The sequence below is a fragment of the Klebsiella sp. Sb-30 genome (assembly GCF_057652795.1).
This window is the reverse complement of record NZ_CM172749.1, coordinates 2,783,666-2,807,010: the sequence shown is the minus strand read 5'-3', so window position 1 is coordinate 2,807,010 and position 23,345 is coordinate 2,783,666. Positions and strand designations below refer to the sequence as shown.

Annotated in this window: 23 protein-coding genes and 1 pseudogene; 14 read left to right on the top strand and 10 right to left on the bottom strand. The window is 57.7% G+C overall.

Annotated elements, in window-relative coordinates:
- The first annotated feature begins 4 nt into the window (after positions 1 to 4).
- From AC236I_RS13170 to pptA, 8 genes and pseudogenes are all read left to right on the top strand, one after another.
- Positions 5 to 2,272: pseudogene (locus AC236I_RS13170) on the top strand (NtaA/DmoA family FMN-dependent monooxygenase).
- Positions 2,273 to 2,283: 11 nt separating this feature from the next.
- Positions 2,284 to 2,793, top strand: coding sequence for a GNAT family N-acetyltransferase (locus tag AC236I_RS13165; protein WP_004861630.1), 510 nt, complete (start codon positions 2,284 to 2,286; stop codon positions 2,791 to 2,793).
- Between the two features lie 9 nt (positions 2,794 to 2,802).
- On the top strand, positions 2,803 to 3,732 hold the full coding sequence (locus tag AC236I_RS13160; RefSeq protein WP_004861632.1) for an amino acid ABC transporter permease: 930 nt from the start codon (positions 2,803 to 2,805) through the stop codon (positions 3,730 to 3,732).
- Complete coding sequence (locus AC236I_RS13155) at positions 3,716 to 4,492, top strand: amino acid ABC transporter ATP-binding protein (RefSeq protein ID WP_487608514.1); 777 nt, start codon at positions 3,716 to 3,718, stop codon at positions 4,490 to 4,492. The genes AC236I_RS13160 and AC236I_RS13155 overlap by 17 nt, the downstream gene beginning before the upstream one ends.
- Entirely contained in the window at positions 4,489 to 5,382 is an 894-nt protein-coding gene (locus AC236I_RS13150; protein ID WP_015584401.1) for a transporter substrate-binding domain-containing protein, read from the top strand. The genes AC236I_RS13155 and AC236I_RS13150 overlap by 4 nt, the downstream gene beginning before the upstream one ends.
- A 324-nt stretch (positions 5,383 to 5,706) precedes the next feature.
- Positions 5,707 to 6,363: a hypothetical protein gene (locus AC236I_RS13145; RefSeq protein WP_162661347.1), complete on the top strand. Its 657-nt coding sequence runs from the start codon at positions 5,707 to 5,709 to the stop codon at positions 6,361 to 6,363.
- Between the two features lie 215 nt (positions 6,364 to 6,578).
- Positions 6,579 to 7,196: a glutathione S-transferase family protein gene (locus tag AC236I_RS13140; protein ID WP_054829238.1), complete on the top strand. Its 618-nt coding sequence runs from the start codon at positions 6,579 to 6,581 to the stop codon at positions 7,194 to 7,196.
- A gap of 67 nt (positions 7,197 to 7,263) precedes the next feature.
- Positions 7,264 to 7,491, top strand: coding sequence for a tautomerase PptA (pptA, locus tag AC236I_RS13135; protein ID WP_004861642.1), 228 nt, complete (start codon positions 7,264 to 7,266; stop codon positions 7,489 to 7,491).
- A gap of 208 nt (positions 7,492 to 7,699) precedes the next feature.
- Here the strand turns inward: pptA and AC236I_RS13130 are convergent, their stop codons facing one another.
- From AC236I_RS13130 to AC236I_RS13120, 3 genes are read right to left on the bottom strand one after another with little or no spacing between them, the layout of a single operon-like run.
- Positions 7,700 to 9,304: a carbohydrate porin gene (locus AC236I_RS13130; RefSeq protein WP_032717399.1), complete on the bottom strand. Its 1,605-nt coding sequence runs from the start codon at positions 9,302 to 9,304 to the stop codon at positions 7,700 to 7,702.
- A 44-nt stretch (positions 9,305 to 9,348) separates the two neighbouring features.
- Positions 9,349 to 10,731 carry a glycoside-pentoside-hexuronide (GPH):cation symporter gene (locus tag AC236I_RS13125; RefSeq protein ID WP_064367549.1) on the bottom strand — a complete coding sequence of 461 codons (1,383 nt, stop codon included), beginning with the start codon at positions 10,729 to 10,731 and terminating at the stop codon, positions 9,349 to 9,351.
- Between the two features lie 25 nt (positions 10,732 to 10,756).
- Positions 10,757 to 12,328 (bottom strand): alpha-L-rhamnosidase-related protein, encoded by a 1,572-nt coding sequence (locus AC236I_RS13120; RefSeq protein WP_487608513.1) that lies wholly within the window; start codon positions 12,326 to 12,328, stop codon positions 10,757 to 10,759.
- Positions 12,329 to 12,533: 205 nt separating this feature from the next.
- Here AC236I_RS13120 and AC236I_RS13115 point away from each other — a divergent pair, with 205 nt between their 5' ends.
- Positions 12,534 to 13,355, top strand: coding sequence for a helix-turn-helix domain-containing protein (locus tag AC236I_RS13115; RefSeq protein WP_004861650.1), 822 nt, complete (start codon positions 12,534 to 12,536; stop codon positions 13,353 to 13,355).
- A gap of 8 nt (positions 13,356 to 13,363) precedes the next feature.
- Here the strand turns inward: AC236I_RS13115 and AC236I_RS13110 are convergent, their stop codons facing one another.
- From AC236I_RS13110 to AC236I_RS13095, 4 genes are all read right to left on the bottom strand, one after another.
- Entirely contained in the window at positions 13,364 to 13,882 is a 519-nt protein-coding gene (locus tag AC236I_RS13110; protein WP_004861652.1) for a ClbS/DfsB family four-helix bundle protein, read from the bottom strand.
- A 122-nt stretch (positions 13,883 to 14,004) separates the two neighbouring features.
- A complete protein-coding gene (locus AC236I_RS13105) occupies positions 14,005 to 14,781 on the bottom strand; it encodes a DNA alkylation repair protein (RefSeq protein ID WP_004861654.1) in 777 nt (258 codons plus the stop codon).
- On the bottom strand, positions 14,771 to 15,280 hold the full coding sequence (locus AC236I_RS13100; RefSeq protein ID WP_004861657.1) for a MarR family winged helix-turn-helix transcriptional regulator: 510 nt from the start codon (positions 15,278 to 15,280) through the stop codon (positions 14,771 to 14,773). Before AC236I_RS13100 ends, AC236I_RS13105 begins: the two co-directional genes overlap by 11 nt.
- A 333-nt stretch (positions 15,281 to 15,613) precedes the next feature.
- Positions 15,614 to 16,195 carry a flavin reductase family protein gene (locus AC236I_RS13095; RefSeq protein WP_004861659.1) on the bottom strand — a complete coding sequence of 194 codons (582 nt, stop codon included), beginning with the start codon at positions 16,193 to 16,195 and terminating at the stop codon, positions 15,614 to 15,616.
- A gap of 211 nt (positions 16,196 to 16,406) precedes the next feature.
- Between AC236I_RS13095 and AC236I_RS13090 the strand changes: the two genes are divergently transcribed.
- The 4 genes from AC236I_RS13090 (at position 16,407) to nhoA (ending at position 20,723) form a co-directional block, all read left to right on the top strand.
- Complete coding sequence (locus AC236I_RS13090) at positions 16,407 to 17,111, top strand: ABC transporter ATP-binding protein (protein WP_162098180.1); 705 nt, start codon at positions 16,407 to 16,409, stop codon at positions 17,109 to 17,111.
- Positions 17,108 to 18,076, top strand: a complete 969-nt coding sequence (locus AC236I_RS13085) for an ABC transporter substrate-binding protein (RefSeq protein ID WP_032717403.1) — start codon at positions 17,108 to 17,110, stop codon at positions 18,074 to 18,076. The genes AC236I_RS13090 and AC236I_RS13085 overlap by 4 nt, the downstream gene beginning before the upstream one ends.
- A gap of 69 nt (positions 18,077 to 18,145) precedes the next feature.
- On the top strand, positions 18,146 to 19,801 hold the full coding sequence (locus AC236I_RS13080) for an ABC transporter permease (protein WP_004861666.1): 1,656 nt from the start codon (positions 18,146 to 18,148) through the stop codon (positions 19,799 to 19,801).
- Positions 19,802 to 19,877: 76 nt separating this feature from the next.
- On the top strand, positions 19,878 to 20,723 hold the full coding sequence (gene nhoA / locus AC236I_RS13075; protein ID WP_004861668.1) for an N-hydroxyarylamine O-acetyltransferase: 846 nt from the start codon (positions 19,878 to 19,880) through the stop codon (positions 20,721 to 20,723).
- Between the two features lie 454 nt (positions 20,724 to 21,177).
- On the opposite strand, the gene AC236I_RS13070 is transcribed toward nhoA, so the two are convergent.
- Together AC236I_RS13070 and AC236I_RS13065 are read right to left on the bottom strand one after the other, a co-directional pair.
- Positions 21,178 to 21,588, bottom strand: coding sequence for a tautomerase family protein (locus AC236I_RS13070; protein ID WP_015584395.1), 411 nt, complete (start codon positions 21,586 to 21,588; stop codon positions 21,178 to 21,180).
- A 10-nt stretch (positions 21,589 to 21,598) separates the two neighbouring features.
- The gene (locus AC236I_RS13065; protein WP_004861674.1) at positions 21,599 to 21,913 is read right to left on the bottom strand and encodes a carboxymuconolactone decarboxylase family protein; all 315 of its coding nucleotides are present in this window, start codon (positions 21,911 to 21,913) and stop codon (positions 21,599 to 21,601) included.
- 105 nt (positions 21,914 to 22,018) lie between these two features.
- Between AC236I_RS13065 and AC236I_RS13060 the strand changes: the two genes are divergently transcribed.
- The gene (locus AC236I_RS13060; protein ID WP_015584394.1) at positions 22,019 to 22,927 is read left to right on the top strand and encodes a LysR substrate-binding domain-containing protein; all 909 of its coding nucleotides are present in this window, start codon (positions 22,019 to 22,021) and stop codon (positions 22,925 to 22,927) included.
- Between the two features lie 45 nt (positions 22,928 to 22,972).
- Here the strand turns inward: AC236I_RS13060 and AC236I_RS13055 are convergent, their stop codons facing one another.
- Positions 22,973 to 23,245 (bottom strand): hypothetical protein, encoded by a 273-nt coding sequence (locus AC236I_RS13055; RefSeq protein WP_032717404.1) that lies wholly within the window; start codon positions 23,243 to 23,245, stop codon positions 22,973 to 22,975.
- Positions 23,246 to 23,345: the final 100 nt, after the last annotated feature.

Here is a 23,345-nt window from a genome sequence, read left to right as displayed (position 1 = left end):
TGCTATGTCTGAAAAACGACAATTGCGTCTGGGCACAATATTACACGGCGCATCGGGAAATATGTCCGCCTGGCGTCATCCGGCCGCGCAGGCGGATGCCAGTATTAATTTTGAGTTCGTTAAGCAGACGGCCTTAAAAGCCGAAGAGGGCAAGCTGGACTTTTTATTTGTTGCCGATGGTTTATATATTAATGAGAAATCTATCCCGCATTTTTTAAACCGTTTTGAACCGCTGACCGTGCTCTCGACGCTGGCGGCGGTCACCCGCAATCTCGGGCTGGTGGGCACCTTATCGACCTCCTACAGCGAGCCTTTTACCACCGCGAGGCAGTTTGCCAGCCTTGACCATCTGAGCCAGGGACGCGCGGGCTGGAACGTGGTGACCTCGCCGCTGGAAGGATCGGCAAAAAACTTTTCGCGCGCGCAGCATCCTGACCACGCGCTGCGCTACCGTATTGCCGATGAATATTTGCGGGTGGTGAAAGGATTATGGGATTCCTGGGAACAAGATGCCTTCGTCCGTAATAAAGCTACCGGACAGTTCTTCGATAAAAATAAGCTGCATACCCTCGACCATCGCGGTGATTTTTTCCAGGTTGCCGGCCCGCTCAATATTTCCCGTACGCCGCAGGGGCGACCGATTATTTTTCAGGCCGGGGCCTCCGATGACGGTAAAAAGCTGGCGGCCCGCCATGCCGATGCCATTTTTACCCATCAGGCGTCACTGGCGGAAGCGCAGGCATTTTATCGAGATGTGAAGCATCAGCTGGCGGCCTGCGGTCGTCAGGATAACCAACTACATATCTTCCAGGGCGTCAGCGTGATTGTTGGTGACGATGCCGACGACGTCGAACAGCAATACCAGACGACCGCCGCGCTGGTATCGATTGAGGATGCCCTCAACTACCTCGGACGCTATTTCGAACATCATGACTTTGCGCAGTATCCGCTGGATGAACCGTTCCCCGATATTGGCGACCTCGGGAAAAACAGCTTCCGCAGCACCACCGATGAAATTAAGCGCAATGCGCGCGAACGTGGACTGACCCTGCGCCAGGTCGCGCTGGAAGCCGCCAGCCCGCGCCCGCTTTTCGCCGGTACGCCGCAGGAGGTCGCCGACGGTTTGCAGCTCTGGTTTGAACAGCGAGGGGCCGACGGTTTTATCATTCAGGGCGGCACGCCGGATACCTTCCCGCGCTTTGTCGATCGGGTGGTGCCGATTTTGCAAGCGCGCGGGCTGTTCCGTCGGGAGTATCCGGGAACGACGTTGCGCGAAAGCCTGGGGCTGACGCAGCCGATTAATCAATTCCAACAACAATAACAACAGAGAACGCTCGCTATGCAGAAAAAGTCACTTTTACTGGCCCTTGCGCTGGGTTTCAGCGCGCCATTATGGGCGCAGGACGTCAATATCAACGGTACCGGCGTAAGCGTGGAGGCCAATAAAGCGCCGGTGCACACGGCCAAAAATCCGCAGGCGATCGCCCGGCTGCCGGCGAATTATCACCTTGCGGTGCCGGGTAAATTTACCGTGGCGGTCGCGGCGCTGAACTCGCCGCCACTGACCGTCTTCTCGGACGACAACAAGACCCTGCTCGGCAGCGAAGTCGATATCGCCCGCCTGGTCGCCGACAGCCTGGGGCTGGAGCTGAACGTCGTGCCGACCTCCTGGGAGGACTGGCCGCTGGGCGTCTCCTCCGGCAAATATGATGCCGCGATCAGCAATATTACCGTCACCAAAGAGCGCAAAGAGAAGTTCGACTTTGCCACCTATCGTAAGGACTCGCTGGGTTTCTACGTCAAGAGTACCAGCCCGCTGAGTAAAATTGACCAGGCGGAAGACATTGCCGGGCTGCGGATTATCGTCGGCTCCGGCACTAACCAGGAAGCCATTCTGCTGGCGTGGAATGCGGAAAACCTGAAAAAGGGGCTGAAGCCCTTTACGCCGGTCTACACCAAGGATGATGCCGCCCAGACGCTGGCCATTCAGTCCGGTCGCGCCGACGCCTTTTTTGGCCCGAACGTGATCGGCGCCTGGAAGGCCGCGCTGACCGGGAAGACCAAACTGGTGGGCAGCGTGGACGGCGGTTGGCCGAAAGCGGCGCACATTGCAGTTACGCTGAAAAAAGGCAGCGGGTTGGTTGAGGCCGTGCAGACGGCGTTAAACGGCGCCATTCAGAACGGTGACTATGGCAAAGTGCTTACCCGCTGGGGGGAAAGCGTGGAGAGCATCCCGCAATCCGAAATTAACCCGGCCGGGCTGGGCGATTAACAGGAGGCAATATGAGTGCAGCATTTCGCGATATCTCACCTGAAGCGCCGGAACTCCAGCCGATTATTCACGGCCTGTTCGCCGAATACGCGTCGCGCTATGGCGACTATTTTTCTCGCGATGCGGAGGTTGAGCTGACCGAGTGGTATCTGCCGCCGCAGGGGCTGTTTATCGTCCTTGAACGTGAAGGCGAAATTATCGCCACCGGCGCCTATAAGCCGAAGGACAGTCATACGGCGGAAATCAAACGCATCTGGACCCATTCGGCCCTGCGCCAGCAGGGGCTGGCGGCGAAAGTGGTACAGGAGCTGGAGCGGCGGGCGGTTTTGGCAGGTTACAGCCATATCTACCTGACGACCGGCTTTCGCCAGCCGGAAGCGGTCAGGCTCTATCTGAGTCAGGGGTACGACGCGCAGTTTGACCTGGCACGCAACCCGGAAGAGTACAGCCAGCCGCCATTTGACGGACGGTTACGGTTCACCAAAGCGCTGGCAGTAAGCGTTTTAAGCCGCAGCGCCTGAGGAGAGAACATGAACAGATCGGAAACGATTAAAGTGATCCCGGCGCGCTATCCGCTGCGCGCCGTTGGCGCGGTGGTGGCGCTGCTGGTGCTGGCGGTCGTCGTGCAGTCGGTAGCCTTTAACCCGCGCTGGGAGTGGGCGGTTTTCGCCCGCTGGTTCTTTGACCCGGTCATTCTTGAAGGGCTGGGACAAACGCTGCTGCTGACGCTGCTGGGTACCGTCCTGAGCGTGATTTTTGGCGGACTGCTGGCGCTGGCCAGGCTCTCTTCCTCGTGGCTGCTGAGCAGCCTGGCCTGGGGCTATATCTGGCTGTTTCGATCGCTGCCGCTGATTGTGGTGCTGATCATCCTCTACAACTTCTCTTATCTGTATGACACGCTATCGCTCGGTATTCCGTTTACCGGGATCAGCTGGGGGAGTTATCAGACCATCAATGTGCTGGGGCAGTTCTCCACCGCGGTCGTGGGGCTGACGCTGGTGCAGAGCGCCTATACCGCGGAGATCATTCGCGGCGGTTTCCTCGGCGTTGACCACGGTCAGTATGAGGCGGCTGCGGCACTGGGGCTGCCGGCGTGGCGGCGTACGCTGCGTATTATTCTGCCTCAGGCGCTGCGCACGATTTTACCCTCTGGTTTCAATGAGATTATCAGCCTCGCCAAAGGGACCGCGATGGTTTATGTGCTGGCGATGCCCGAGCTGTTTTACACCATCCAGATGATTTACAACCGAACCCAGGAGGTGATCCCGCTGTTGATGGTGGGGGCCGTCTGGTATCTGGCTATCACCAGCGTCCTGTCGCTGATTCAATATCTGGTGGAACGCGCCCTGGCGCGCAGCGAACGCCGTTCGGCGGTCAACTCGCCGCGCCGGGCGCGCGCCGATGAATCCTCTCGCCAGCCGCAGAAACCGCAGGAGGCCATTCATGCCCAACTCTCATAACGGCCATATCTCGATTACCGGCGTCAGTAAGTATTTTGGCCGCCATAAAGCGCTGGATGATGTCTCGCTGGAAATTGCGCCCGGCACGGTGACGGTGATCCTCGGGCCATCCGGTTCGGGGAAATCAACCCTGCTGCGTGCCATAAACCATCTTGAGCGAGTGGATGAAGGGTTTATTCAGATTGATGGCGACTACATTGGCTATCGGCGCCATGGCGATAAGCTCTATGAGCTGAAGGAGAGAGAGATTCTGCGCCAGCGCGTTAACGTCGGCTACGTCTTTCAGAACTTCAACCTGTTCCCGCATCTGACGGTGCTGGAAAACCTGATTGAAGCGCCGATTGCCCACCGGCAGGCGAGCCGCAAAGAGGCCATCGCGCGCGCTTATGAGCTGCTGGACGTGGTGGGGCTGCGCCACAAGGCCGAGGCCTGGTCGCGCCATCTCTCCGGCGGCCAGCAGCAGCGTATTGCCATCGCCAGGGCGCTGGCCCTCAAGCCGCGAGTGCTGCTGTTCGATGAACCGACATCGGCGCTGGATCCGGAGCTGGTGGGCGAAGTGCTCGATGTGATTAAAAAGCTGGCCCGCTCCGGTACCACGCTGGTGGTGGTGACGCATGAGATTGGTTTTGCCCGCGAAGTGGCCGATCAGGTGGTGTTTATGGTCGAGGGGAAAATTATTGAGCAGGGCAGCAGCGATGCGGTGCTCAATCATCCGCAGCATCAGCGTACGCGGCAATTTTTATCAAAGGTGCTGGCATGAAAAAAAGGATAGTCGCCCTGGCGCTGGGCGCGCTCTCTGCGGGAGCGCAGGCGGAAATCGATCTCCAGGCGAATGAACGGCCGCTGCCGGTAACGGTGGACAACGCCGCGATCGCCAGGATCCCGGCCAGCTATCGCTTTGTTGAACCCGGTACGCTGACGGTGGCGATTTCAGCGCTTAATTCCCCGCCGCTGGCGCTGCTGGCCAGCGACAACCGGACGCGGATCGGTAGCGACCCGGATATTGCCCGCCTGCTGGCCGGCAGTTTAGGCCTCAAGCTGAAACTGGTGCCGACGGCATGGGAAGACTGGCCGCTGGGGATCACCTCCGGGCGCTATGACGTGGCGCTGGTCAATATCGCCGTCACCGAACCGCGCAAAGAGAAGTTCGATTTCGCCACCTATCGCGTCGATTCGCTGGCATTTTCGGTTAAATCCACCAGCGCCATCGACAAAATCAGCGGTGCGGCGGATCTCTCCGGGCGGAAGGTGATCGTCGGATCCGGCACGAATCAGGAGCGCATTTTGCTGGGCTGGAACGGGGAAAATGAAGCGGCGGGACGTCAACCGGCTTTGCCGATCTATTTGACCGATGACGCCTCCGGCAACCTCTATATTCAGTCAGGGCGCGCCGACGTCTTTTTTGGCCCGCAGTCCACGGCAGCCTATAAAGCGGCGCTGACCGGAGCAACCAAAGTGGTTGGGCTGGGGCCGAAAAAGGCCTGGGTCGCCACCACCACCAAAAAGGGCAATGGCCTGGTGTATGCGTTGCAGGCGGCGCTCGATGGCGCCATTGCGCGCGGAGAGTACCAGCAGGTGCTGGCGCGCTGGGGCGAACAGGGAGAGGCGGTGACACAATCGCAGGTGAATCCGCCGGGCATTACCTACTAAAAAAACCGCTGTTTCGCCGGAGTACGGGGCGAAACAGCGGGGGATTATTATTGATAGCGACTTTCATCGCGGTGTTCAGCAATCGGCAAAGATGATGTCAATGTCACTTTATGCGTTGTGTGGCGGATTTAACTTTCGGCAACGTATTTAATATGATAACTGCACCATCATTTTCAGCTCGCCGGTTTTTAATTCCAAAGATAAATATGATGATGACGATTTTGATTTTTATCAAAATCCGTATATTTTTCGTGTGGTTAATATTTTCACTCCGCGGTTCTGCTGGGACCATCTCTTTACATCAATAATCATCAAGGGATTGAAGTGAATATATTATCAGAAGTTATTATACCCTTATCTGGCGTGGTGTTTCCTGCTGTTGTCGCATTCATTCGCGCTATTTATAATCGCTGGGGAGAAGGCAGGAAGCTTCATCGTGACAGTCAGTTTGATAAAGTGAATGTGGAAAAGCGCCTGGCAACGTTTCGCCGTATTAATCAATTGAAAAATAAAAACGATCTTACCCCGTTTGATTTACTGGCTATCAAGGCGTTATATGAAGGTATCGGCATAAGATATCCGGTGACCATCAGCCATAAAATTCTCGAGTATATTGCCAGCAACAATATCGATTTCAATGAGCCAACCCTGAATAGCTTTCTTCGGATGTCGAGGCTGCTGAATGTTACGGATTCAGGCGTGACGCAACCGTCCAGTAAAAGGAAAAAGGCGCGCCGGGAGATAGTTATTTTCGGCGGGCTGATGATTGCCGCTATCATATACGGATTCTTTATGTCGGTGCCCGACGTGGTAGCCGAAATGTCAGGCGCGGCCGCGGTAGCCTGTTTTGTCGTTTTATTTCTTGTTTACCTGGCGATGTTTATTCTGATTGTCAGTGCCGTGGTTAACAGCTTATATGACATTCAGTGTGCCAAAAAATTCTGGAAGACATTTTCACCCTTTCTCAATCGTCAGCCATGAATATTGCTTGCAACGCCGCGAGTATTCTGCGGATAAACGGTAAGGTATGAGGTATTGAAAAGCAGGGCGTCGCTACGCTAAACGTAGCGCTACCGGTCAAAGATCATCGCGGATAACGCCTGTTCTGTAGCATCTTGCGCCGTACTGCTGGCCGGATCTCCAGCATGTCAGCCCGATTTTGTGTCTAAACTTAAGCTTTATCGTGGAGGCAGATGATGATTACTGTCTATGGCGTTCCCGGCTGGGGATCGGCGATCGGTGAGCTGATGCTGACCCTCGCCAACATTCCTTACCATTTCGTTAACGTAGCAGGCTTCGACCAGCCGGGGCCGCAGCGCGATAGCCTGATGCAGATAAACCCGCTGTGTCAGGTTCCCACTTTGCGACTGGCGGACGGCAGCGTGATGACCGAAACCGCCGCGATGGCTCTGATGATCCTCGATAGCCGTCCGGATCTGGCGCCGGCGCCGGGCACAGCGCAGCGCCATCAGTTTCAGCGTCTGTTGATCTGGATGGTGGCCAATGTTTATCCCACCTTTACCTACGCCGATTATCCGCAGCGCTGGGCCGCCGATGCGGCGGAGCAACTGCGGCAAAACTGCATCCGCTATCGTCAATCGCTGTACCTGTGGCTGGAGCAGCAGCTGGCGGCGGCGCCTTATGCGCTGGGGGCGGAGATAACCCTGCTGGATTGTTATATTGCGACGATGTGCCGCTGGGGTCCGCGGCGGGAGTGGTTTTCCGCCCATACGCCGAAGTTTGTCGCCGTGGCTGACAAAGTCTGTCAGCACCCGGACCTGCAGCAGGTACTGCGTGACAACGAGTTGATTTAAAGCACAAAAGGCCAACCGACTGACTACCGCTATGCTAGTTTATCGCTCTCACAATAAGGAGCCTGCTATGCCGCATGTTGATATTAAATGTTTTCCCCGCGAACTGACCGATGATCAAAAAAGCGCCCTGGCCGCCGACATTACCGAGGTGCTGATCCGCCATCTGAACAGTAAAGACGGGGCGGTGAGCGTCGCCCTCAATCTGGTTGAGCAAAGCGACTGGCAAAAAGTCTGGGACAGCGAAATCGCCCCGCAGATGGAGCAGCTGATTAAGAAGCCGGGTTACAGCATGTAATGGCGAACCTTTCCCGGACAGTGATTGCCGCACCTGTCCGGGCTACCTGTCAGCTGGCCGCTGCCAGGCCCGTCGCCGTGGTGGTCTGTTGTCACGGAGTACGGTTTTAAAAGGGTGCGGATGTTGTCGCCCGGGCGATGCTGTGCAGGGTCCGGGCGACCTGTTTTCTGCAGATCATCATCCGCAGCAGCGGCCACGGTTTTGCCGATTAGAACCAAATCTCCGACTGGATGCCGAAGTTCCAGTTCCCCCCGGCGGTAAAGCCTTTGCTGCCAAAATCATCGTTGATAGCGTAGTGGTCCAGCGCTTTGTCCCAGTTCATCCACGTTACGAAGAACCGAATTTCCGGGCGAGCCTTGATATCAAACACATCGCCGACCTTAAACGTCGGCGCAAAGGTCAGCTTATAGAAATCGCCGCTCACCGCCTGATACTGGTACAGATTGTCGTTATAGCGGTAGCTACGCCCGTCAGGATTCAGGTCCATATACTGCCATGACGCTTCGTACAGCAGAGCGAAGTTACGGGTCAGCGCCTGCGAGACGCGCAGGTTGAAGGTCGCCCAGTCGTAGCGGTCGCCGTCGCGGTAGCGGTTTTCACTATGCTGGGCAATCACCGATGGCGCCAGCTGCCAGTTTTTCCCCAGCGGTAAAATGCCGTACGAGGCAAAACGTAACGATTTGGCGTTCTCGGTGAGGTCGCCATCGCTACCGGGCTGCCGCGCCTCGGCGCCCAGTCCGCTGCCGTACTGCAGAGCACTTTCCGATACTCCCGGTGCCAGACCGTAGAACCGCTCTTTGTCGTGATACGCGAGCATCGCGTAATAGCCATTTTTCGCCGTATTGTCGCTGCGCAGAGCATAGCTGCCGGTGGTGGAGGTATTATCTTTCAGCGAATCATTGCCCTGGGCGGTCATCGCGGTGGTCATCAGCTGCCATTTTTGCCAGAAGTGGTTTGCCGTGAACATCAGGTTCTGAATGTCGTTATCTGCGTAGTTATCGCTTCCCAGGTCGCCAAAATTACGCGCATAGAGCGAATAATCGCCGCGCAGGCTGTCGCCCCAGTTGACGTCGTAGATCCCGCCGCCGGTGCCGCCAAGGAACATGATATCGCTGTCGGTAAAGTGGATATCAAAGTTATCGCGGTCAAAGCGTTTACCCGCCCAGATCGACGCGTGCTTAAACGGTCCGGAGAAGTCGGCGAAGTTTCCCATCTCGACGTACAGCTGGCGCACGTTCAGATGATGGCTGTCGTTATCCTGTACCCACGGGTCCGGGTTGGTCGCACCATCGGCCAGCATCGTTTTGAAGCGTGCCCACGACCCGTCGCTGAAGGTCATCTTCTTGCCAAAGCTTAGCTCGACGTAGTTATCCTTTTCATTGCCAAGACGGCCAACGTGGGCATCACCGTTGAGCGAACTGGCCGGAGAGATCCCCGGGCCGCCGCGTGCGCCTTTGCCGTGGCTGTCAACCAGCATCCCGGCGCGGGCATAGGCATTGAACTCAAACCCGTCGCTTAGGCTGCTCTTCGCCAGCTGCTTATCGGTCGCCTGCTGTTTTTGTTCGGCCACCGCGGTTCTTTGGCTCAGGGTCTGTATCTGTTTTTCCGCTGCCGCCGCACGTTGCTCGGCGGCGGTGGTCCGTTGTTCCGCCTGTTGCACCCGGCGGTTTGCTTCTCCCGCCTCACGTTCGGCATGGTTCAGGCGAGCTTCCAGCTGCGCCAGCCTTTGTTCGACAGAAAGCGGCGTGGCATCGGCGGCGAAGGCCGAAAAAAGGGCGCAGCAAACCGCTGCGCTTATCACAGAGATGCGCATATCAATCCTTATTTATTCCAGAGGTAGAACGGTGCAGGGGCGCCTTAGATGGCGTGTTTTTCTCCTGAAGCCACCGACGGATCGGGCGGCGCGCGGCGGCCTGCATCGAGGTCGGCGCGAATCTGTTCGTAATGATCGTCAAGGCGATAGAAGCGCCCGATCCACAGCATTGAGGCAACGATCAGCAGCGCCGGGATGTAGAGATAACAGGCTTTAATCGCCAACATTGCGCTGTTGCTCTGTACCTGGTTAGCGATATAGCCGCCGGAAGAGAGCAGCACGCCGGTGATCGCACCCGCGCCGGCCATCGCCACTTTCCCCAAAAAACCGTTGATGGAGGTTAAAATCCCCGCCGTATTGATGCCGGTTTTCCACACGCCGTAATCCACGGGATCCGCCTGCATGGAGAAGTAAATGGCCGTTCGCTGACCGGCGCCGAGGGACAGTACCACCGCCCCGGCAATCAGCCCCCAGCTGTTAGCGCCGGCCGCCATCATCATGCCCATACCCATGAGGTTAATCGCGCTCGCCCACAGATAAACGTGGCGCTTTTTCATCCGGCTGGCGAGCAGCGGAACGGTGAGAGTGCCCAGCAGCGGGACAAACGTGGAGATCCCGGCAACGATCGCCGTCAGATCGTTATTGCCAACGTAGTAGTGGAAGAAATAGACCAGCGCCCCGGTCTGGAAGAAGAACGCCCCCCACATCAGGAAAATGTTCACCGCGAAGACCAACCAGGGACGATTGGCGCGCAGGCTGACCCACGCACGTTTTAAGGTCATCCGTTCTTCGGTGATGCGGATATTCTCTTTGACGTTACGGAAGCTCACCAGCAGGAAGAAGGTGGCAATCACGCCGAAAACCACCGCGGTATAGAAGAAACCCTCGGCCTGGCTACCGTTGCCCAGCGCCCCGACCAGCGGTAGGGTAGCGACCGCGACAATCGTTGCCCCAAGTGAGCCCAGCAGAATACGCACCGCCGATAGCGTGGTGCGCTCCCGCGAGTCGTTGGTCAGAAACGGTAGCATCGCGCAAAATGGAATATTGACCAGGGTGTAGAGAAACGACAGACACAGGTAGGTCACAAAGGCGTAGAGCAGCTTACCGGTGGTGCCAAAATCGGGCACGTAGAAGGCCAGAATACAGAGCACACCGAAGGGTACTGCGCCAATCAGCAGGTACGGACGGCAGCGCCCCCAGCGGGTGGCGGTATTATCGATCACCAGCCCCATCAGTACGTCAGCGACGCCATCAACCAGACGGGTGACGAGGAACATCAGGCCGACATAGTAGGCGGGAAGGCCCATCACATCGGTATAAAAGAACATCAGATATAAAGAGATCATCTGCCACACGAGGTTGCAGGAGAGGTCGGCGATGCCATAGCCAATGCGCTGCCGCCATCGGGTAAAGAATGTTTCTGCCATAAAATACACTCGCTTATTGTTGTTGTTAAAGTCCGTACTGGCGAATAAACCAGGCCGGGGTACAGCTCCACGCATGGCAATAGCTGTTGATCAGTTTGCTGCCATAAGGGGAAAACTCAGGATCCGCCGGGTCAAAAATTTCCCAGAAGGTATCGGCGCCGTAGTTGATCATCGCGCCCCAGTAGGCCTTGATTTCGGCAATGGCTTCTTCACGGAGCCCGCACTGCAGCAGGGCGGCGATATAGTGATGGCGCAAATAGGGGGTATTCATGGCGATGGCCGGCGGATGGCGTCGCAGATTATGCATGATCTCCCGACGCTGCCCGGCGCTACCGACTTCCGCCAACACCAGCCAGATCTGCGAGGCCCAGGAGACCTGGCGCTGTGCGCCGCTGACGTAAAATCCCTGCTTCTCATCCCACAGTCTCTCCTGTACCGCTGCGCAGAGCTGCTGCAAACGGGCGCGGTAGTCCGGCACCCGCTCAGGCTCAAAGCGCTCGGCCAGCCGGATGGCGCGGCGCAGGCAATAGATCAGCACGCCCTGAGCCGCGGCTTGTTTATTCAATGATGCCTGCCAGTCGATAAAGACCCACCAGTCATCGCTATCGCGCACCAGGCCAGACGCTTCGCAGCGGGCCAGGGCGAGGTCGATTTGTCGACGCGCCGTCGGCCAGAGTTCGCGAGCGGTTTTGTCATCTTCGGTACTGTGCAGATAGTTATAGAGAATGTCGGCAAAAAAAAGAGAGTAATCAAAGAGAAAGGTATCATCAGCCAGCACGTCCGGCTGGACGAAAACGTTGGCTGACACCATCCCGTCTTCCCGGGTATGACCGGCAAACAGGTACAGACAGCGGCGGACCAGATCGTGGTGCGCGAAGGTGACATCATTGACCAACGCCTGCAGGCGTAAATCCCCGAGCCACAGGCGGCGGTCACGTTTCGGACCATCTTCAAACACCTCCTGCATACAGTTCTTCAGGGTCAGGACGGCAACCCGGTCAATAGCCTGAAGCTGCGGATCGGTGGTCACCGCCGGTGGGCAGGTTTGCGTTGCTGACGTCACGGCATTGACCTGGATCTGGTTGAGACGCAGGCGGAATTTCTCCGACACCGCCTTAACCTCCACTTTCAGGTAGCGAAAGCAGTAGCGGCGTGGCAGGTCGACGGCGGCGGGCAACACGTCAAGCCACAGGTCCTGCTGCTGCAACCAGCTGCTGCTGAGCCAGCCCTGATAATCGCTGAAGGGTTCGCACACTTCGCACAGGGTTTCGCCGAAGGTCAATTGCAAATGGGCCGGGGCGTCGGGGGGGCTGCCGGCGCTCAGACAGGTGAAGTGCAGATAGCCGACGATGTGGCTGCCGAAATCGATGATCGCACTGTCACCGCTGGTCAGTTCACGCCGGGAAAAGTCCGCTAAGGTGCCTACTTCATCCCCGCGCCAGCCGAACAGGGACTCGGGGTCGGCATGGGCTTGTATCACCGCCATCGGCTGGCGCGACTGGCTGCGCAGTACGGGTCTGAGCGCTTCGGCGGTACGTAAAAAATGCGGGTGGCGGGTCATCGCGACCTGCGCGTTGCGTTGAATGGCCTGTGACATACTGCGTCCTCTGAATTGATTTTCACGCAGCATAAGATGTCGACGCCCGCCACAACCACTCTGGCAATGCCAATCCTGTTATGAAAATGGCACTGATAGTGGGGTAGGACGGTTGGCGATCACAATTCTATAAATCTTGTACGTGGCAGCCAGTAAAATGCATTATCGTGCCACTGCCCGAATGCCGTTTTGGATATTGTTAACGATGATATTAACCGTTGAGTATTATTTCGCCGATCCGCAGGATAAACTGGGGATGTACGCCAGCGATCCGGAAGATAACAGTCATGAACACAGCCACGAGTTTGCTGAACTGGTGATAGTGGACGAGGGGCACGGCTTACATATTATTAACGGCCGGCCATTATATATTCAGCAGGGCGACGTTTTTTATGTTCAGCCTGGGGATGTACATTATTATGATGAGCTTGGAACACTGAAATTAATTAATGTATTGATTAACCCCGAGGTTGAATTTCATTATTTACAGCATCTCGATTCGCTATTGCAGACCTTCTCTTCCCGGCAGGCCTCCTGCTACGGCTGGCTGGCGCCAGATGCCCGCCATATCTGCAAGGAACTGGTGGGGAAAATATTTTCAGCGGATGGCCAGCGGGGGGAAAACAGGGCGCTGCGGGAAGCCGCTTTTTTCCAGCTGGTGACGACCATAATGTATGCGGAAACCGAAGCGGAATATAGCAATACCAAATATAAACTGCATAAGCTGCTGACCTGGTTACAGGAGCACTGTTTTGAAGACCATAACTGGCAACAGCTGGCCGAAAAATTTCATCTGACGTCACGTACTGCTTTTCGCCATATAAAAGAAGCCACCGGGATGACGCCGGATAATTATTTAAAACGCCTGCGTTTAGTCTCAGCGCGAGTAAAGCTCCGGGAAACGGATATGACGATTACCGATGTGGCTTATTTGTGTGGATTTGCCAACAGTAACCACTTCACGACCCTGTACAAAAAGGTTTTTGGGGTGACCCCCAGCGAAGACAGGCGTCGTTTGCTGCGCTGAGGGAGCCACTATTTCAAGGCGACATTTTGTGCCTTCGCCCACTTGCGCAGGCGGGCGCAGGCGTTGGCATAAGGCGACGAGGTGTTGAGTGAAATCATCCGCCCCAGAGTCCATTTCCCATACCACGGCCGACCGTAAAGCGAATCATTATCCTGGGCTTCGATGCAGGCGATAAGCCGCCGTTTAGCCTGATGCAGAGAATCGAGCAGAGCCGGGTAGTCCTGCGCGGGGTAATCGAGGTAGAACTTTTGCGCCAGCAGCCCAAGCTGGTTCCATTGAAAACCGGTTTCCGGGAAGTCGATGGGCTGCTGCGCTTCATCGTGAGCCAGCCATTTGAGAACCAGTTCATTCCATCCCAGCAGATAACAGACCAGATCGCGAACGCTCATTTCGGTGTTCTGTGCATGACCGGGAAGGGTCTTTTGCTCCGTCATCTCCGGGGGAATATGCGTCAAATAGCCGGCTAGTTTAGCGTAGTTTTTATTGATGGCTTGCAGGAGTTGCGCCTGGGTTTGCGGTACGCTCATAGCGAGTTCCTTTCGGTGGGATGAGTTGGTTATACGGTATGTTTGCGCAGAACGACGCAGGGGGCGACCGTGCTCAACAATCGGCGCCGTTTGTCGCCCGGGCAGGGCGCCTGCGTCGCTCATCAGATTAAATTTCGCCTCGCGCGCTGGCAAATGCGCAAGGTGGCGGGAGACGGGTTGTCTGCCAGCCATTGCGCGCAGAGCGACTGTACCCACTCCGCTCTCTCTTTACCCGCGTCATTCAGCCAGTTGGCCACAGAATCCTGGACATATCTCGACGGATCAGCACGCAGTGGGGAAAGTATTGCCAGCGCCCGCTGGGGCTGTTGTTTCAGCTCAGCGATATGCGCGCACCAGACGCCGCGCGGGCGCAGGGACTCGCAGGCAAAACGGCGAATGTACTGCGATGCGCAACAGGTCCAGGGGGTGAGCAGGGCGATAGTAAGATCCAGATCGTGCGCCAGATGCGGACGCAGCGCCAGCCACGCCCATTCGCGAACACCAAAATGACTATCGTCGGCCAGGGGATAGATAGCGTGTAAGCGCGCATCGAGCGTTAAATCCGGCGCGGCGCCGAGCATAAAACAGGCCCAGCCGCGCACGGTATCCGACGAATGAGCCGCACAGCGGTCGAATCCACTCTCCCCGAGTTCGCTCAGCAACAGACGAGCAATACCCGCCATTCGTTTAACAATACCCTGCGCAGCCAATCCCTCTGCGGCCTGGTGGGAAACCGGCGACAGCTCTGGAAAGACCGAGCGCAGCAGAACGGCCTGATCGATGGCCAGGATTTCCGTCAGGTTGGCACCTGGCAACTCTCCCCGCGAAAGCCGGTGCAAAATGTCGTCAGGGATATCCGCGACGCGGGTTGCGCCTTTACGTTGTTGTTCAACCGGCATGGGCATCTCCTTTTCCTGCCTGGGTACCGGCGGCAACTTTCGCCAGCAGTTCAGACAGCTGGGTGCGTTCTTGCGCCGAGAGAGGGCTGAACAAACCGGCAATCCAGCGGCTGTGTCGGGCAAAAACGCGGGCGATAAGCTGCTTCCCCTCAGAGGTTAATGCGATACGCATGGCCCGGCCATCAAGGGGATCGGCGTGGCGTTCAATTAACCGGTCGCGTTCGAGACCGTTCAGCAATCCGGTAATGGTTGCCCGGGTGACGCCGGCTTTTTCCGCCAGTACGTTGGGGGCCAGACCGTCAGGCGCGCCATCGAGTATAAACAACAGAACAAAGCGCCCCTCGGACAATCCCCATGGCGCCAGCAGCAGCGCACAATCGCGATCAATCGCAGCGGCCAGCGAGAGGGTCTGAAAACAGAGACGGATCGTATCGACATCGGCAAGCTGAAGACGCCGGGCCTCCTGCAATAACGAAAGATATTTCTGTTCAAGCTCCATCGCGGCCTCTGCAATATAGTATGGCGCCTAACTATATGGATGAGTTTATCGATAATCAAATGTCAACGCGCGTTTTGTGAACATCAGCATAAAAGATGATAAATCGGGCCTGGACAGCGTGCCGGTATTTTGCCGGGTGGCGGCTGACGCCTTACCCGGCCTACAGGGGGACACGGGTGATAGCAGAATAGCCTGACCGGCGAGGGAGGGGATGTCATGCGCCGATCGTGTAGGCCCGTGCCAGCGAAGCGCCGGCGGGCAATTTCCACGAAGCGCATATGCGGCCAGCAAGCCAGGCAGGCCGGTAAACCCTGCCTGCGCCGGCGAATGGGGTTACTCTTCCGGAGTATTGGCGCGCACGTGGCGGCCGCTGGCGACAAAGTTTCCGGTGCCGAGATGATGTAGCGTATTGATCTTATCGTCGTCGAACTGCCAGCGTCCGGTGACGAAAGCGCGCTCATCGGCGGCGGCGGAAACCACCTCGCCAAACAGCGTGTCGTACTGCTCCTGAGCTGCCGTTGGCGGCAACAGTCGGCACTCCATCCACGCCAGGCACTTCTCTTCAATCAGCGGTAATCCCAGTTCCGGCCCCTGCACCACGGGGATGCCGTAAGCGTTAAATTTATCCTCATCACGTCCACTGATGCTGCCGACCGCGTAGGTCCAGCTGGCAGCTTCTACGCCGGGAACCACGATGCCGAAGGTACCGTTGCGCTCAATGATCTCCCTTGTCCAGGCACTTTTATCCACCACGATGGCGAGTCGCGGCGGGGCAAATTCCACCGGCATCGACCACGCGGCGGCCATGACGTTACGGCGTTGAGAAGCGGCATCGTAACTGGTTATCAGAATGGTCGGGCCATGATTGAGCAGGCGACTGGCGTACTGGAGTTCCACGTGGCGAAAACGGCTCATAAGCGTTCCTTGGTAAATGGGTCTGATGCCAGACAACACGTTAATCCGCAATGAAAATGTAATCAATATGTCATGCGGGCTCCCTATAGTCGGCACCACTAAATCCCAAAGAGGATAACAATATGTTAGCTCTCCTGTCTTTATCACAGGTGAGTGCGGCCCGCCGGCTGTTGACGGCGGGCGGAGCAACGCTTTCCCGGCAGGGAGGGCGATAATGCGCGCGCTTACCGGCATCAAACTCGACGGCGTTTCGTTCGCCTTCGGCACTCATACTGTCCTGAATCAAATAGACCTGCATATCGATGCGGGGAGCATCGTGGCGCTGCTGGGGCCGTCTGGCTGCGGCAAAAGTACCCTGTTGCGCCTGTTGGCGGGGCTCAGCGTTCCGGCAGCAGGCGAGATACGCTTTGGCGATCGTCTGGTGGCGAAACCCGGCTGGGGTATGGCGCCGGAGCAGCGTGACATCGGCATGGTTTTTCAGGACTACGCCCTGTGGCCGCATATGACGGCGGCGCAGAATGTCGCCTTTCCACTGCGGATGCGCGGCGTAGCGCGCGCAGCGCGACAACAGCGGGTTAATGATGCGCTGGCGATGGTTGGCCTCAACGGCTTTGCCGATCGTAAACCCTCCGGTCTTTCCGGCGGTCAGCAGCAGCGCGTCGCGCTGGCTCGCGCCATCGTTGCCGAACCTCGCGTGCTGTTGTTTGACGAACCGCTCTCCAACCTCGATAGCGAACTGCGCGAATCGCTGTGTGTCGAGATGAGCCGTCTGCTGCGTCAGCTGGGGATCACCGCGGTATATGTCACTCACGACCGCCGCGAAGCCGAACTGCTGGCCGACCGAATTGTTCATTTATCTGCCGGCACTATTGCCGCCGTTCGCACCATCACTTCATCCTCCGGGGAACTCGCATGAAAACCGTTATGACCGTTAAGAAAGGAGCTGTGCTCGCGATGTTGTTGTCTGCCACCATGATGTCCAGCGCCCACGCGCTGACCGTATATACCGCCGGGCCGGGTTCGCTGGCGAAAAGTCTCGCCAGCGGCTATGAAAAGAAAACCGGGGTGAAGGTCAATATTTTCCAGGCCACGACCGGTAAGGTGATGGCGCGTCTCGACGCGGAGCAGGCCAATCCGCAGGCGGATGTGCTGATCTCCGCCTCCTGGGATACCGCGGAAGATTTGCATCAACGCGGCTGGCTGCTGCCGTATCAAAGCGCCAATGCCGATAAGGTCCCGGCGAACCTGAAATCTGCGGATTACGTTGCGCAGGGGATATCGGCACTGGGGATCGTCTGGAACAGCAAAAGCGGCACCCCGGAGCCGAAAGAGTGGCGCGACCTGACCGAAGCGGCGTTTAAAGATAAGGTCACGACGCCAGATCCGGCGCTCTCCGGCGCATCGCTGGATTTGCTGATCGGGTTGCAGAATGGCATGGGCGACAAGGCCTGGGCATTGTTCGACGAACTGAAAAAGAACGGCATGGTGGTCAGCGGGCCGAACGCTCAGGCGGTGACGCCGGTCATGCAGGGGGCGAAAGCGGCGGTGTTCGGCGCGGTGGACTATGTCTCTTACGGTAATATCGACCAGGGGGAATCCCTGAAAGTGATTTTCCCCGCCAGCGGCACGGTGATTGCCCCGCGGCCGATGATGATCCTTAAAACCACGGCGCATGCTGACGATGCCAAAGCCTTCGTTGACTATGTCCTGTCGCCGGAAGGCCAGGCGCTGGTCGCCGGCGCGTGGCTGATGCCTGCACGTAGCGATATCCCGGCTAAACGTCCGCTGCTTAATGAACTGAGAATTCTGCCGACCACCAGCGATGGCAGCAGCGAACGCAGTACGGTACTTTCCCGCTTCAATACCCTTTTCGCGCAGTAATTTGCCTTTCTCCCGGGGGGCGGTTGACGCCTGACCCGGGAGACGGGGCCGTATTCCCAGGACTCTACCGTGAAACAGAAACTGATTTCCGGCGTCACTCTGACGGTGCTGCTGGTGCTGGTGGCGTTACCGCTTTTATTCATCGTCTTACAGGCGATTTTCCCCCATTTCAGCGCCGGTTCCCTGAGCGGAGCGTTGACGGGCGTACCGATGCTGTTCGCCGATCCTCAGCTCCTGCCGATGCTCGGCGGCACCCTGTGGGTGGCCTGCGGCGTCGCGCTGATGAGCGTGGTTATCGGCCTGCCGCTGGGGGTGCTGCGCGGCCTGTTTAATGTTCCGCTGCCGCGCCTGTGGGATCTGCTGTTCCTGATCCCGTTCCTCACGCCGCCATATATCGCGGCGCTGTCGTGGATGCTGGTGCTGCAAAGCAACGGCTATCTGCAACAGCTCACCGGCTGGGATCTGAACGATCTGCTGTTCAGCCGCGGCGGGATCGTGCTGGTGATGACCTTTAATATCTTCCCGGTGGTCTATTTTGCCGTTTCCCGCAGCCTGCTGGCGAGCGGTCAGCGGCTGGCGATCGTCGCGCGCGTTCACGGCGCCAGCGCCTGGCGAGCCTTCTGGCATATTACGCTGCCGATGCTTTCCCCGGCGCTGGCGGCGGGGATGCTGCTGGCGTTTACCCTGGCAATTGAGGAGTTTGGCGTCCCGGCGGCGTTAGGATCGCGGGCCGGTCTGGTGATGCTCACCGTCGGTATTGAGAAAAAACTGGCTGACTGGCCCATCGATCTGCCGGGCGCGTCGCTACTGTCGCTGCTGCTGATTGGCGTCGCGCTGCTGGCCTGGTGGCTGCAAAAGCGGTTGGTGGGGGATACCGAGGTCACCAGCGTGACCGGCAAGCCGGGGGAAAACAGCGGGGCGGAACTGGGGTGGCTGGCGCTGCCCGCTGTTCTGCTGATGCTGGGTATCGCAGGCGTCGCCGTGGTGCTGCCGGGCGCGGCGATGGTCCTGACCGGCCTGATGGGGACCTTATCAGGCGGCATTCATGCCGATAATTTTACTTTCCGCCATTTTGCCGCGCTGTTTGCCAGGCAGGGGGATGCGCTGTCGGCGCTGGGAACCAGTCTGTCGCTGGCGCTGGCGTCGGCGCTGATCGTCGGCCTGGTGGGGCTGATTGTCGCATGGCTGGTGCTGGTGCAGAAAATCAAAGGCCGTGGCATCGTCGATGCGCTGTCGCTGATGCCGGCGGCGCTGCCGGGGGTGGTCGTGGGCGTCGGGCTGATTCTGCTGTGGAACCAGCCGTTCTGGCCGGTTTCGCCCTATAACAGCGGATGGATGCTGCTATTGTCATACTGTTGCCTGCTGCTGCCGTGGCCGGTGCGCTATGTTGGCAGCGCTCTGCGCCAGCTGGGGAATAATCTCGAACCGGCGGCGCGGGTCCACGGCGCATCGCCGCTGCAGGCGCTGCGGCTGATTGTGCTGCCGCTGGTCTTTCCGGCGCTGCTGGCGGCGATGCTGATGGTGTTTGCCGTCGCTTCGCGTGAACTGGTGACATCGCTGCTGTTGGCTCCGGCGGGGACGCAAACCGTGTCCGTGTTTATCTGGCGTCAGTTTGAGCAAGGGTCAATCGGCCAGGGCATGGCCATGGCTTCGCTGACACTGTTGACCGGCCTGGCGTTGATGCTCGGCGCGCTGGCCTTGATGCAACGCGGCGCGCGCGGTTAAGGGTGACCGCACAAAATATGCAGTCGGCCGGGGAAAATAGGCTATAAATGTCGAACACCGATTGCTGGAGGCATTGATGAGTCGATTTTTAAGCGCTTATTTTTCTCGTCTGGGCTGGACGGGAACCCCTGATGTATCGCTTAACACCTTGCGCGAACTGCATATTCACCACAATGGCGCGATCCCGTTTGAAAATCTGGATGTTCTGCTGCCCAGAGAGATCCATCTTGACGATCGGACGCTGGAAGAGAAGCTGATTAACGGCCGTCGTGGCGGTTACTGCTTCGAGCAAAATGGGCTGCTGGAGCGGGTACTTCGCGAGCTGGGTTTTAACGTCCGTAGTCTGCTGGGGCGCGTGGTGCTGGCCAATCCGTCGCAGATGCCGCCGCGAACCCATCGCCTGCTGCTGGTTGAGGTCGACGGTGAGCGCTGGATCGCCGATGTCGGCTTCGGCGGCCAGACCCTGACCGCGCCTGTCCGGCTGCTGGCGGATGCGGAACAGTCAACCCCGCACGGTGTCTACCGACTGATTTGCGAAGGGGATGAGTGGACGTTACAGTACAGCCATCACGGCCACTGGCAGTCGATGTACGTTTTCGACCTCGGGCGCCAGTATGCCGCTGACTATGTCATGGGGAATTTCTGGTCGGCGCACTGGCCGCAATCGCATTTCCGCCACCATCTGCTGATGTGTCGTCATTTGCCGGACGGCGGGAAAATGACGTTAACTAACTTCCACTTTACCCATTGGGATAATGCCCATGTGGTGGAGAAGATCGATTTACCGGATGTTCCTGCGCTGTATGAGGCGCTGCAAACCCGCTTCGGTCTTGGCGTCGATGATGCCAAATATGGCTTTACTGAAGGTGAGCTCGCAGCGGTCATGGCGGCGTTTGATACCCATCCTGAGGCGGGGAAGTAGGGGCGACGCTGTCCAGACAGAAGGGGCGGTCGGCCGTGCAGGCGGACCGCATCTATCGCATCGCCAGACCCGCAAGGTGAAAGGTCGCATCTGAAATCCTCCCCGGTTTTTTTCAGGGCGTCGTCCTGGCGAAAACAGAGTATAGCGACCGCCTTTTCTCGGCCATAAACCGGGGAACTGCGGCATTTGTCCTGTCACTTTCGGCGATGTTAACCCACAAGAGACATGCTTCCAGCGTCACCCGTTGTTCACCAGTATCCCCCGGGGCCGCGGTCTGCTAATCCCGGCCGAGAGCGGTATCGGGCACCTGCTCTTTACTCGAGAGTCATGCTTCGCGATGACCCAACGTGGTGGCGCTGCGTCTCCTGTAGCGTCAGCCGCCGGGAAGCAGCCTCAGCAACCGGGTCGACTTCCGGCTCCTGACTGGTCACAGCTTCTGTTATTGCAGCGTTGCTTAGCGCGGCGGAGGAATATCCGTCAGGCTGAACATTTTCCCGCTGCCGAATGACCAGTCTTCCGGCTCGGTAAAGCCGATCACCACCATCACCTCATGCGGGCTGATGCCCAGCGACTGCTCAAGTCGCGTCACTAAATCCTGATAAAAACGCTGCTTTTGCAGATGGCTGCGTGGCTTACCGGCGGTTATCTGAAACAGCAGGAAATCATCGCTGCGTCCGGCTTCAGCCCTACAGAGATAGTGCGGGTTAACTATCCGCTGCCCTGGGCTGTAGCAGTCAAAAAGCTGAAAGCAGTCGCCGGCCGGGACCGAAAAATGATCTTCAAGCGCCTGCTGCAAATCGATAGAGATTTGAGCGTGCCATTGCGCGAAACGCTGCGCAGAAATGGCGATGCGGGTTATGGGCATGCGCGTCTCCTCATTCGGTATCAAGCTGGCTAAACACATTGAGTGCTGAAACCGCCGCTGGCCATCCGGCGTAAAACGACAGGTGGGTAAAAAGCTCGGTGATTTCGCTCTCCGTTACGCCGTTTTCCCGGGCGAATGTCAGGTGCCAGGCAAGCTGTTCAGGACGATACATTGCGACCAGCGCGCTGAGAGTGATGAGGCTTCTGTCACGCGGTGACAGCGCGGGGCGTTGCCAGATATCGCCAAACAGGATCTCTTCACTCAGTGATGCCAGCTTTGGCGCCAGCGCTGCCAGGGTTTCCCGGGTCAGATTAACTTTGTCCATTTGCAACCTCATAGGTGGGATGTCACGGAGACGATATCCGGTTATGATGGTTTCGATAATCATATAATTTGTGAGTAATAATCCTGAAAAACGGGATGATTAATGATGACCAGACGACCACTGACCTTTGATGCCGACGCGCTACGCGCTTTCGTGACCGGAATGGAACTCGGCAGTTTTGCCCTTGCCGCCGAACGCCTGGGGCGTTCAACGTCGGCGATCAGCGCTCAGCTTAAAAAGCTTGAGCAGCAGAGCGGCACGGCGCTGGTACAAAAGGCCGGGCGTCATCTGGCGTTGACGGCGGAAGGGGAAATTATGCTGAGCTACGCGCGGCGAATGCTTAGCCTGAATGACGAGGCCTGGGCCGCGCTGCAGGCCAGAGGGGTAAGCGGCGAGGTTCGTCTCGGACTGCAGGAGGACTTTGGCGAGGTGTTACTGCCGGCGGTCCTCGGGCAATTTTCGCGGGCCTGTCCCGAGGTGGAGATTGCGGTTACCGTCACGCGGAATGCGCCGCTGCGCGAGGCGATGATGCGCCAGGAGCTCGATCTGGCCCTGAGCTGGGAAGGGCGCGACGCACCGGTTTTTGATCATCTGCTGGGGAGACTGCCGCTGCAGTGGATCGCGGCGGCGGCGTTCGATGTTGCCCGTTATCTCGACAGCAACCAGCCGCTGCCGCTGCTGGCCTTTGAAGCGCCGTGCGTCATGCGCACCGCCGCCACCGCGGCGTTAGATAAAGCCGGAATCCCCTGGCGTATTGCCTTTACCAGTCGCAGTCTGAACGGAATCTGGGCTGCCGCATCTGCAGGACTGGGGGTGGCGCTACGCACAACGATAGGCATGCCTGCTACGCTGCAGATCGTTGATTGCGCAAAATTGCCCGCGGCGGGTGACATTGGGGTGGGATTATATGGCGATGAAAATCGACTTACCGGGCCGGCGAAACTGCTGCTGCACACTATTACCGCCTGTTTTGCGCTGCATATGCCGCCGACGGATAATTGCGCTTTGCGCTGAAATCCGCTTGTTAATCTGTTTGTTGCGCCTGGAGGCGTAAATTTGCTATCTGTTTGAAAATAGAAAAACGATGAAAGCAACAATCGCGCACAGGCACACAAATATGACGCTCGCGGTGTACTCCTTTACCTCCGTCAGATAATCGTCATTAAATCTGTTTAACGCTTTAACGGCATCGTTTTCGTTTTCAGCTTCTACCTCAACGTGATGTTTTCTGAATCCCTGTCGTTTCATCTCTTTAAGCAAAGAGGATGTCACTGCGTCTTTTGCTACGGCTCTCCCGCCGCGACTGCTGATAAAAATGACGTATTTACCCATGGTTCCCTCACCTACGTATCATCCGGCTGAGTCAGCGCGTTTCAAGAGAAGAGATTACGTGCGGGAACAGTATAAGTCATTGCGGGAAGCGACTACAGGT